General features: G+C 39.1%; 8 protein-coding genes. 4 read left to right on the forward strand and 4 right to left on the reverse strand.

Annotated features, from left to right (window positions below; translation table 11 throughout):
* The 3 genes from Q0410_RS00650 to Q0410_RS00660 form a co-directional block, all read left to right on the forward strand.
* A partial coding sequence (locus Q0410_RS00650; RefSeq protein WP_299031676.1) for a M24 family metallopeptidase occupies positions 1 to 794 on the forward strand: 794 nt, incomplete at its 5' end.
* A 112-nt stretch (positions 795 to 906) separates the two neighbouring features.
* Positions 907 to 1,770 carry a DUF4300 family protein gene (locus tag Q0410_RS00655; protein WP_299031679.1) on the forward strand — a complete coding sequence of 288 codons (864 nt, stop codon included), beginning with the start codon at positions 907 to 909 and terminating at the stop codon, positions 1,768 to 1,770.
* Between the two features lie 9 nt (positions 1,771 to 1,779).
* On the forward strand, positions 1,780 to 2,178 hold the full coding sequence (locus Q0410_RS00660; protein WP_299031682.1) for a GNAT family N-acetyltransferase: 399 nt from the start codon (positions 1,780 to 1,782) through the stop codon (positions 2,176 to 2,178).
* 1,160 nt (positions 2,179 to 3,338) lie between these two features.
* Here Q0410_RS00660 and Q0410_RS00665 read toward each other — a convergent pair.
* The 4 genes from Q0410_RS00665 to Q0410_RS00680 form a co-directional block, all read right to left on the reverse strand.
* A complete protein-coding gene (locus tag Q0410_RS00665; protein ID WP_299031685.1) occupies positions 3,339 to 3,605 on the reverse strand; it encodes a kinase to dihydroxyacetone kinase in 267 nt (88 codons plus the stop codon).
* Positions 3,606 to 3,862: 257 nt separating this feature from the next.
* Positions 3,863 to 4,978: a toxic anion resistance protein gene (locus Q0410_RS00670; protein WP_299031688.1), complete on the reverse strand. Its 1,116-nt coding sequence runs from the start codon at positions 4,976 to 4,978 to the stop codon at positions 3,863 to 3,865.
* Positions 4,971 to 6,062 (reverse strand): hypothetical protein, encoded by a 1,092-nt coding sequence (locus Q0410_RS00675; protein WP_299031690.1) that lies wholly within the window; start codon positions 6,060 to 6,062, stop codon positions 4,971 to 4,973. The genes Q0410_RS00670 and Q0410_RS00675 overlap by 8 nt, the downstream gene beginning before the upstream one ends.
* A gap of 114 nt (positions 6,063 to 6,176) precedes the next feature.
* Entirely contained in the window at positions 6,177 to 9,032 is a 2,856-nt protein-coding gene (locus Q0410_RS00680) for an insulinase family protein (RefSeq protein WP_299031692.1), read from the reverse strand.
* 164 nt (positions 9,033 to 9,196) lie between these two features.
* Here Q0410_RS00680 and Q0410_RS00685 point away from each other — a divergent pair.
* Positions 9,197 to 11,580, forward strand: a 2,384-nt coding sequence (locus Q0410_RS00685) for a glycyl radical protein (protein ID WP_299031695.1), incomplete at its 3' end; no start/stop codon positions are given.

The raw sequence follows: 11,580 nt of genomic DNA on the forward strand, positions 1-11,580 counted from the left end.
TTGCCCGCTATGAATACGGGGCAAGTCTTGCATCAGATGCCTTACTTGCTGCCTACGATGGGCTAGCCGAGGGGGTTAATGAACTAGAAATAGGAAATCTTCTAAACCGTGACGGCCAGTACCAGTCAGTTGTAACCATAGCTGCCTTTGGCGATAGGTTTGTAAATGCCAATATCTACCCAAGATCAAGGAATCTTGATAAAGGTGATAAGGTATCCCTGACTGTAGGCTACAAGGGTGGACTTTCATCAAGGGCAGGCTATGCCGTAGAAGATATCGAAGAGCTTGAAAAGGTCGATCCAGGATATTTAGAAGATGTTGTTATTCCTTATTTCAAGGCCTATGTGTATTGGCTAGAAAATGTAAGGATAGGAAAACTTGGCGGAGAATTTTATGATGACTTTTCTAAGTTTTATCCTCAGGAAACATATGGTTGGCAGCTAAATCCAGGCCACCTAACAGCAGATGAAGAATGGCTATCTTCTCCGTTTTATAAGGGATCTGATAGGGAAGTTAAGTCGGGAATGATCTTTCAAGTAGACTTTATCCCTAGCCAAGAAGGCCACCAGGGAGTATCAGCTGAGTCAACTGTTGCCATAGCGGACGAAGCTTTGCGAAGAGAAATAGAGGAAAAATACCCAGAAATGTGGGCAAGGATCAAAAAGCGTAGGTTATATATTAAAGAAAAGTCAAATATAGACCTCGACCCAAGTCTCCTGCCCCTAGCATCTACCTTAGCCTACCTAAGACCCTTCATGTTAGATAAGGATACAGCTCTGGTAATTGAAGACTAACTTTAATAAAAGGGACCTAAAACTTGGATCCTTTTTTTGACTTAGGGAAATATCTCAATTGACAAGTCTCGACTGGATAATTTATAATAAGGCCAAGAATAAAGGAGGTCCTATGAAAAAAATATTATTAGGCCTAGTTCTTTGTCTGGCGGCTTTTACAGGCTGTGGTAAAGAAGACCTGGCAACAGAATCTAAGTTAAAAAACAAACCTATTATAGAAACAGCAAGTCTTTCTAATATGGCAAATGATGAGAGTCTTGCTTTTGTAGAAAAAGCCCTTAAGGATGCCCTCGGAGTAGATAATGACCCGGCAGTGGCTTCTGTTGATAAGTTTATTTCCATGGTTAAGGATTATAACCAAACTGTCGGAAAAGAAAATCTTATCGGGGATTTTAAGGAGGATATAAATCCTGTCTACGATGTGGGCAAGCTTATCGAAAATAGGGAAAAAGCTGATAAAAATTATCCCGATACTAATTGCAGGATAAATTCATATCTTTTGGCAGCTGATAATATGAAGGTCCAAAAGGCAGGCGATCCTGATGATGAGATGCTTTTTATGGACCTTGAGAAAATCAAGGAAGGCGAGCTTTTTGACGAGCGAATTACTGAAACTTTTAAGAAATTTTTCTCAAGGGTCCCTACAAATGGATCCAAAAATCCAGAAGACCAGGCCAAGGTTATGGAAGAGTATTATAAGGACTGGTCGCATCCTAAAAACGCTGACCTAGTATCTGTAGTTATCCACGATAATCTAGACGGTAACTATCTTTTTATAGGTCATATAGGAGTCCTTGTTAATATCGAGGGCGGCTACCTCTTTGTAGAAAAAATCTCCTTCGAAGAGCCCTACCAAGCCATCAAGTTTCCAAATAGACAGGCTGTCTACGCTTATCTAAAAGAAAAATACAAGGACTACACAGACCCAGCAACCTGCCCACCTTTTGTCATGGACAATGGGGAATATGTGGGTTAGGAGGAAAAAATGAAAATAAAAGTTGGGATATTGCCAGAAAAAGAACAAATATTGGCCCTTTATGAAGACGTGGGATGGACTTCCTATACAGATGAACCAGACTTATTGATGAAAGCAATAGAAAATTCGCAGAAAGTCTGGACCCTTTGGGAGGGGGAGAAGTTAATAGGTCTTGCAAGGACAATAGGAGACGGGGCTACAATTTGCTATCTCCAAGACATCTTGCTTTTAAAAGCCTACCAGGGGCGTGGCCTAGGTGGTAATTTATTAAAGGAAATTATGAAAGAAAACAAAAAAATCCGCCAATTTGTCCTATTGACTGATGATACTGAAAAAACGAAGGGATTTTATAAGAAACTCGGCCTAAGCGAGGCAAGTGATTATTCTTGCTTGGCTTTTATGAGGTGAAAGCTTGTAAATCTTTTTGGACTTTTTTAGTTACGTCAGGGGGGACCTTTTCTAATGCTTATTCCAGAATTTATGAGGTCCCTCGTCGAATTCTCTCTCGCTTCGCTGCGAGGTGCTCCGCACGGGCCCTCCACCAGCCGGGCAGGCTTGCCTTCTCGCTCGGGACGGCGCTAGAAGTCGTATGTCTTTTTAAAGATATAGATAATTATATTATAAATTGAATTTTTAAACCTCGAGATATAGTTCGACCCACCACCCACATCGAGGAGGGAAGTGACGAGAGGTCTCTATCCCCGCTTCCTCTCGACTACGCTCGAGGTAAACTAAGTGGAGAAGCCTCTAGCCACTTTCAAATAGGTATTGTGGTAGGGGAGTCGGGATAATTCTTGGATTAGGTATTAATTTTATAGTTGCTTCAAATGTATAATCAGAGCTATGTTTGGGTGTACGTAGGAGGTCTCTCGACTTCGCTCGAGACGTGTAGTTATTTAGTTGGTTTCAAGGTAGTTATTATTTTTTGGATAATAAAAATCTTAGGATTCTGAGAATTAGTATGGATAATTAACCCACATTTCGACTAAGTGAGTGAAACGAACGCATGGAGAAATCTCTGGCCACCTATGTAAAATTAATATGGTATGGGTGTTTGGATAATTTTAGGTAAGAGAATTCTTTTTTAAAAGTATCCCAAATGTATGAGCAGATCTGGGTTCTAGTGTACGTATGAGGTTTCTCCACTTCGGTCGAAACGTGTATATATTTAGTTGATCCTTAAGTATTAAAATTATTTATAGATAAAATATGAGAAAATAATAGTAGTTTGAAAAATTAGCTTATCTTTATAAAATATCTTGTGAAGATATGATAAATATGTATTTGATAGGCTGTGTGAATAAAAAAACTAAATTCTAGTTTGGAATGGAAAAAAAGTGAGCCTTCGCGTTTGCTAGGCTCAGGCTGTTGACAAATCAAACCATTTGTTTGTTTTATCAACTAAAAAACAAAGAACAGTCATACAACCCCTGATTTATAGGATTCCTCGTCCTCTCGACTCCGCTCGAGGTAAACTATCTGAGGGCTTCTCTGTCGGAATGGCGTATGTCTATATATTTTGTCTACACTCTGAGCCTTCGCATTTGCGAGGCTCTCTTTTTGGATTTTCAGCCTTGGAGTCCGTCGGCTTGTCTTTGCATGTTTTCAAAGACTATGTCGTGGATGTCACCTAGGCTTGCAGCGTATTCTAGGACTTCCCATGGTTTGTTGGAGTGGAAGTGGATTTTTATAAGGTCTTCATCTCCTACAGCTAGCAGGCTATCACCTTCTAGATTTTCTGATATATAGTCAAAGATTTCGTCTTCGTCTAGGTCTTTGTCAACTCTTGCGATTAGCATTTGGCAATCAAATTTGTATTCGATTTGTTCACTCATAATGGTTCCTTTCTCTAATGGTAATGAAAATTTTGTAGGCAAAATTTTCATGGTTCTAACAGTTTATCAAGCACGAAGTGCGAAGTATAAACTGATGAGAAACCTTATGTAATTTTTTACAAGCGATGCGACGAATAGGAGCATTGATTGTAAAAAGATTACGATCCCTACAAAATTAACTTGTTAATTTTGCGACTGATTTTCGATTAACTTAAAGTTCATCAACTGATAAATATTATCACTACTGATATTATACCCTAGTTTCTCCTAGTTAGGTTTTTCTTTAGTTCTTCTTCTAGACTTCTTATCTCAGCTTGGGCTTTTTCGCGGTTTTTAGCCCCTTCTATCTGGATACTTCTTACTTCTTCGATTGTTGAGATTAGGGCTTCGTTGGTGTGTTTGATGGTTTCTACATCTACTATGCCGCGTTCTGTGGCCCTGGCTGTGTCTATGGTATTTTGTTTTAGGGTGTCGGCGTTTTTCTTTAGTAGGTCATTGGTTAGCTCTGTTACCATTTGTTGGGTTTTTATAGCCTGGTCGGTGTGGTGCATGCCTAGGGCTAGGACCATTTGGTTTTTCCAGAGTGGGATGGTTGTAACTATGGTTGTCTGGATTTTTTCTGCCATGATAGAGTTTGATGATTGGACCATCCTTATTTGTGGGGCCATCTGGATTGAGACCATCCTTGTGAGGTCTAGATCGTGGAGTTTTTTCTCAAAACGGTTGGCCTGGGCCTTTAGGTCATTTACCTTTTGGGCATCGAGTGGTAGGTTTGACTTATTTGCAGTCGCCTCTAGGGCAGGGAGTTCATTTTGGTATAGGTCATCAAGCTTTCTCTTACCAGCCTCGATGTACATGGAGATTTCCTTGTAGTATTCTTCATTCAAATCATACATCTGATCTAGCATAGAGATGTCTTTCATAAGGGTGATTTGGTGGTTTTCTAGGGCTCGGGTTACCTCATTGATGTTTTTTTCTGTAGATTGGTATTTGACCTTGATGTTGTCAATTTTCTTGCCTGCCTTTTTGAAAAAGCCGAGGGGTCCCTTAGCTTCTTCTTCATCGTCCATGGTTTTTATATCCATAACTACTGTATCTAAAAGTTTTCCGATTTCACCCAGGTCTTTATCTTTTACAGCATCTAGGGTCTTTTCAGAGAAGTTTGATATCTTCTTTTGTGCTCCTGACCCATATTGGAGGATGATGTTGGTATTGTCTAGGTCGATTTTTTTAGCAAATTCATCTATCATCTTCTCTTCATCTTCTGTAAAGACAACCCTATTTTCAATATTTTCTGGTTGGCTCTTTAGGATTTGATCTAGTTTTTCGTCGTTTTCCTCTAAACCGTCTAGTTTTAATTCGATATCACTCATGGTCTTTAAAGTCTCCTTCTAGTAGTCCTTCTTGTTTTAAAACAAGCCTAATTGTATCTATATCGGTCTTTACATCCATGGCCCTATCAGATATAAGGTCAACTTTAATCTTATCAAAGGCCTCAGTTATGGTCTTAATTGACCTTTCTATCTCTGCCATGGATTTCAAAATCTTGGTGTCACTTGTGTCTATTTGTTCAAATTCTTGGTAGGATTCAACAAGTTTGGCTGCAGTTGGCATATAAAAATCGTTAAATTTATTTAGGCCTGCTTCCTTGTCTGGGTATTTTTTTAAAATATCCAGGATATCCCTTATATTTTCAAATAGGGGATCTAAGACCGCCCTAAAGCTTTGTGAGAGAATTTTGTTTTGTTTTTTCTCCATATCATTTAATATCGCACTTGAATTTTCGATTATTTCTCGAGCCTCATAAGTGGATACTTCTTCTACAGGGCCTATTTTTTCTTTTTTATAGGAAGGGATATTTCCTAGATTTTCCTTATAAAGCTTAAAGGTTGGAATATCTAGGATAAATATTGAGTCATTTTCAACTATCCTTGCCTGTTTGAAGTAGTTTTGCTTCATGAAATAAAGCAAATCTTTAATAGTCTCCTCCTCAGTTTGGCTTACAGCACTTGCGAGATCTCTTATTGAGATAATAGTTGAGTTTCCTAGCTCTCTCCTGTATCTGGAGTAGTTTATGGCAAGTCTCTTATATTGGTTTGCTAGCCTCCACATAAGAACTGGTCCTGCCACCGCTCCAGCAAGGGAGACAAGGCCTAGGATTTTTGTCATAAGTGGAATAGAGCTTAGCCATTCAAGACCCATGGCAAAAAGGGTCATACCCACAAGCCCAGCTCCTATCTTTAGGAGGATGGACTTATTTTGGACGGATGGTTTTTGATCGCAGACAGCTGGGTCTTTAGTTGCGGGTAATTTTTTCCTATATCCCTTAGTAAAGCCTGATACTGCATTGTTTACTGAGTTTTTTATAGTTTCGCCAATAGATTCAAAATCTATATCGTCAAAGTCAAAATTGAAATTAAAGCTATCTTTTTGACTGTATTTATCTTTTTTCTTCATTTTATCTCCTTACAAAAGGTGATCTTCCTCTCACTTATATTATACTAGAGGTTAAATATTTTTAAAATTATTAAGGTTACAATTAAGTTTCTTAAAACCTAACTGAAACTTATCTTATTTTAGGTCTTTAATTTCGTCAAAGATGTCCTTATTTTTTGAAATATCAGCCCTAGAACCAAAAACAACCAGGTTATCAAGCTTCATTGTCTTTTCAAAGCTTTCGCTAAGTTTTTTGATATCGTCAAGGCTTGCTCTTTTGATTTCTCCTAGGATGTCATCTTCCTTTTTGGCTGATGGAATCCTAAAGTAGGAGTAGTCAGCATCTCCCATTTGCTTTGGACTTCTAGGTCTTAAAATCGTACCCATTGAAGAAATTTTTTGATTTTCAAAGTCTCTTTCAGTCATTTCTAGGCTTTTGGCGATCTCTCCTAGGCTATCGAAAGCTTCGATAGTTTTACCTATATTTGGGTCTCTGTAGGAATAGGTTGCAAGCATCATAGACCTTGATACAAACATACCTGCTCCGTAAGCCCCGCCCTGGGCCCTGATTAGGGAGTAGAGATAAGGGTTTGACATGATAGATCCTGCTAGGAGGAATTTGCCATCGTAGGAGCCTTCAAATTCGTAAAGGCAGGCTGATTTTGAGACGTAGTTGACACTTGCGTCGGTCATGATTGCTTCTTTTATAGACTTAGTTTCAAAGCTTATTTCCCTATCAGCTTCCCTATCTCCTAAATCTGCGAAAGTTACGTTTATGGCTGATTTCATAAGGTAATAGCCCTTTTTTTCGCTTGTTACATTTATGGAAAGGTCCTTGGTGAAGATTTTTTTATAGACGTCTTCGAGCCTTTCTTTTAGTTTTTCAAAGTTATTTTGACCTAGGTCTATATTTTCCTTGATAAAGTCATAGTAGGCTAGGCCTGATAGGTTTTCTTGGATAAAGGCGTGCTTATCTATATGAGAATTTGCCCTGTTTATAGCAATCATATGGCCAATATCATACATCCTTGATTCAAAAATTGACTTTCTAATCCTCAAAAGTTCGAGGATACGAGCCTTATTATCAAAGAGGGAATTACTTGTAAAGTCTTTTATTATACCCGCTGCATCCTTGGCATAGCTAGGAAGGGTTTTAAATGTCACCCTAAAGGTCCTATCAATCTCATCTAGGCCCTTTCTAAAGGTCATGATGGAGAAGTTTAGAGATCCGAGTTTTTGCCAGATTAGGTTATCAATCTCTGTATATTTCATATTTTTGGTATCAACTGACCCCATAAGTTCGCCAAGAAGTTGGGCGTACTTGAACTCTTCTAGGTCTAGGTGGTTTACATTAAAATACATATCAGTATAGATAAGACCTGCTGTGGCAAGGTCGTTAAAGACGTATTCAAAAGTATCAGTTTTAACTTCTCTAGGAACTGGAGTGGTCTTTGTTGGCACATCTTCTATATCAAGCTTTGGAATCATGGCCTTGATTTCTTCTGTATCTTCGCTTGCCTGGTAGGCCTTAAGTTTATCTAGGTCTTTTTTTATCTCGGCAAGTTTTTCTGGGGTCATTTCTTCGTTGACTTTTTCTAGGTAGGCCTTGAAATTTTCTTCTTCTTTTTTATTATAGTCTACAGAAGGTTTTGAAATATGAATAAGTTTAGTAGGATTATCTAGGAAAAACTTCCTTATAAAGTTCTCGTAGTAGCCAGTGCCAATTAGGGCTTTTAAGTCTTTTAAGTAGTCAACCACCCTAAATACTTCAAAAGGATCTGCATCAAAGGACATGGATAGGTAGTAGTTTAGACCAGCATTAACAGAGTTTAGGTTTTCTCTTTGGGCAAAATCAAAGAGTGAGAAGGCTGACTTAAGAGCTTCCTTGTTGATATTCTCGCTTGCCTCCTTTAGACCTCTTTCTATTATTTCTACAAAGTCATCTACCTTAGCGGAGTCAGTTTTTTGAGCCTGGATAATAAGGGCAGACCTATTGCCATAGGCATTTCTTGCGTAGAAATACTCTGGATCTAGTTTTTCTTGGATTTCTGTCCTTATCTTAGATGAATCCATATTAAAGAGCGTATTTACAAGGATGGCCGCTGTGAGTGTTTCCTTTACATCTAGGGCAGAGTGGGTAAGCATGGCGTAGGTTAGGTAGTCTTGGCCTTTATTTTCTTCGCTTGCTGGATAGGTGGATTCGATTTTTTCCTTATAGATATTTTCCCTAACTTTTATATCTAGCCTTAGGTCTTTTTTGTCATATTTTGATAGGTAATCTCTATCAAGCCTAGCTAGGTAGGGGTCTATGTCCTCGATATTGCCGTAGTAGTAGATATAGGCGTTTGATGGGTGGTAGTGGTTTTCGTAAAATTCTTTAAACTCATCAAAGCTTAGGTCTTTTATAACCCTAGGGTCTCCGCCAGACTCGTACTCATAAGGGGATTCTTTGTAAAGGTAGGTATTGATATCATTATCTATGATGCTTTCAGGGTCTGATAGGGCTCCCTTCATTTCGTTATAAACTACACCGGAAACTCCCACAACCTCATCGTTCTCGATATCAAAATGCCATCCTTCCTGGTCAAGGATTTCCTTTTTGCTTACAACAAGGGGGGCAAAAACTGCATCAGTATAGACGTCAACGAGGTTTCTAAAGTCCCTGTCATTTTCACTTGAAACAGGAAAAACAGTCTTGTCTGGATAGGTCATGGCATTTAAAAAAGTCTGCAGACTTGAAGAGGCCATGGCCATAAAAGGATCCTTGGATGGAAACTTTGCTGATCCGTTTAAAACTGAGTGTTCCATAATATGGGCAAGGCCCTTGGAGTTTGTTGGAGGAGTCTTAAAACCAATTCCAAAGGTCTTGTTGGCGTCGTCTTTTTTGGCAAAGATAATATTCGCCCCGGTTTTTATATGGTTGTAGTGAAAGGCTTCTACTCCTATAGAAGGGAAATTTTCACTTTTGACTAGTTCGTAATTTTTATTCATAATTCATCCTTTGCTAAATTCTTTCTTTATAGAGACTATACCATTGTTGGATTACTTATAAATAATAATTGACAAGGGAGAAAGTCCAAAGTAAAATTGCATTAGAAATACAAATAACTTTCGAATGAAAGATAATATAAAATTAACAATAGAAAGGGAAAATCATGACAAAGTCAACATACGGTAGCACTTATTTTGGAAATCTTACACCTAGGATGCAAGGATTAAGAGATGAGCTTTTAGATAGAACTCCAAAAATTTGCGTAGAAAGGGCAGAGATTGTAACAAAGTCTTATAAGAAAAACCAAAACAAACCCCTCCACATCAAAAGAGCCTTGATGCTAAAGGATATTTTGGAGAATATGTCAATCTACATAGAAGACTGTGGCCTTATAGCGGGTAACCAAGCTTCTTCAAATAGGGCTGCGCCAATTTTCCCTGAGTATGCCATGAAATGGGTAATTGACGAGCTAGACGAGCTAGAAAAGCGTGACGGAGATGTTTTCACAATCACAGAAGAAAACAAGGAAAAACTAAGGACCATTTACCCATTTTGGGAAAATAATACCATATACGATAAGGGCAAACCTTACATGCCTGATGCAGCTCAAAAATACGCAGATTTAGGCATAATTTCCTTTTTAGGCAAGGTAACCAGTGGTGACGGTCACTTCGCAGCTGATTACACCAATATGCTAAAAGTTGGCCTGAAGGAATATAAGAGAAGGGCAGAGGAAAAGCTAAGAAAGCTTGACCTGTCTGATTATAAAAATATCAAAAAAACCTACTTTTACAAGGCTTGTATCATAGTAATAGACGCAGTTAGGGATTTTGCCCTAAGGTATGCAGTCCTTGCAGAAGATATGGCAAGAGATACAAAAGAAGAAAAAAGAAAAGATGAGTTATTAGAAATAGGCAGGATGCTAAGGAGGGTCCCTTATGAACCGGCAAGGACTTTCAAAGAAGCAGTCCAAGCCATTTGGCTCTGCCATTTGATTTTACAAATAGAATCAAACGGCCACTCAGTTTCCTATGGTAGGGTTGACCAATATCTAGATCCTTATCTCAGACAAGACCTAGCCTGCGGTAGGATTACAGAAGATGAAGCAAGCGAAGTCCTTGTTAATCTTTGGCTAAAAACCTACTCAATAAATAAGGTAAGACCTTGGGGTCATACAGTATTTTCTGCAGGTAGCCCTCTTTACCAAAACGTGACCATAGGAGGCCAAACCAAGGATAAAAAAGATGCCACAAACAAGACAAGCTGGCTAATTCTTAAGACAATCGCTCAGTGCCACCTCCCACAACCAAACCTAACAGTAAGGTATCATAAAAATCTACCAGCAGACTTCATGAAGGAATGTCTAGAGGTAATCAGATGTGGTTTTGGTATGCCAGCCTTTAACTCAGATGAAGTAATCATCCCATCCTTTATAGAAAAGGGTGTAAAAGAAGAAGACGCCTACAACTACTGTGCGGTAGGATGTGTAGAAACAGCTGTCCCAGGCAAGTGGGGTTATAGGTGTACAGGCATGAGCTTTCTAAACTTCACCAAGGGTATTTTAATTGCCATGAACGGCGGTAAGGACCCAGCTACAGGCACTCCACTAATAAAAGATGTAAAAGCATTTAAAGACTTAGATGATTTTGAAGATTTCATGGATTCTTGGGATAAGACTGTCAGGGAAATGGCAAGGCAAACAGTAGTAGTAGACTCAGTTTGTGACATGATTCAAGAAGAAAACACAGCCGACATCCTTGCAAGTGTCCTAACAGATGATTGTATAGAAAGAGGCTTAACCATGAAGGAAGGTGGAGCAGTTTATGACTTTATCTCAGGCCTTCAGGTAGGAATAGCAAATACAGCAGATTCCCTTGCAGCGATCAAGAAAACTATTTTTGAAGATAAGACAATTGGCAAGGAAGAACTATGGACTGCCCTCATGGATAACTTTGAAGGACCTAGGGGTGAGGAAATCAGAGAGCTTTTAAAAGCTGCTCCAAAATATGGCAATGATGATGACTACGTAGATTTATTAGGAAGAAGAGCCTACAATTCTTATATAGATGAAATTAAAAAGGCAAAAAACACCAGATACGGTAGGGGACCAATCGGTGGATGCTACTACGCAGGCACCTCATCAATCTCAGCCAACGTACCTCAAGGAGCAGGAACCCTTGCAACACCAGACGGTAGAAAAAAGGGCGAAGCCCTAGCAGAAGGATGTTCACCAAGCCACGGTTCAGACCTAAACGGTCCAACAGCAGTCCTAAAATCTGTAGCCAAACTTCCAACCAGAGACATCACAGGCGGGGTCCTCTTAAACCAAAAAGTAACCCCAACCATGCTAGATAAAAAAGGCAACAAAGACAAACTAATAGCCCTAACCAGAGCCTTCTTCGACGGCCTAGAAGGCTACCACATCCAATACAACGTAGTAGACAAAGCCACTCTAATAGACGCCCAAAACCACCCAGAAAAACACAAAAACCTAATAGTAAGAGTAGCAGGATACTCAGCCTTCTTTAATGTCTTATCAAAAGATAC

The sequence above is a fragment of the uncultured Anaerococcus sp. genome, assembly GCF_937934665.1.
GTDB lineage: Bacteria > Bacillota > Clostridia > Tissierellales > Peptoniphilaceae > Anaerococcus.

Bases quoted from the DNA above. Each gene is read 5' to 3' on its own strand.
- Q0410_RS00655 (WP_299031679.1), top strand. From the start codon at position 907: ATGAAAAAAATATTATTAGGCCTAGTTCTTTGTCTGGCGGCTTTTACA.
- Q0410_RS00675 (WP_299031690.1), bottom strand. From the start codon at position 6,062: ATGAAGAAAAAAGATAAATACAGTCAAAAAGATAGCTTTAATTTCAAT.
- Q0410_RS00660 (WP_299031682.1), top strand. From the start codon at position 1,780: ATGAAAATAAAAGTTGGGATATTGCCAGAAAAAGAACAAATATTGGCC.
- Q0410_RS00665 (WP_299031685.1), bottom strand. From the start codon at position 3,605: ATGAGTGAACAAATCGAATACAAATTTGATTGCCAAATGCTAATCGCA.
- Q0410_RS00670 (WP_299031688.1), bottom strand. From the start codon at position 4,978: ATGAGTGATATCGAATTAAAACTAGACGGTTTAGAGGAAAACGACGAA.
- Q0410_RS00680 (WP_299031692.1), bottom strand. From the start codon at position 9,032: ATGAATAAAAATTACGAACTAGTCAAAAGTGAAAATTTCCCTTCTATA.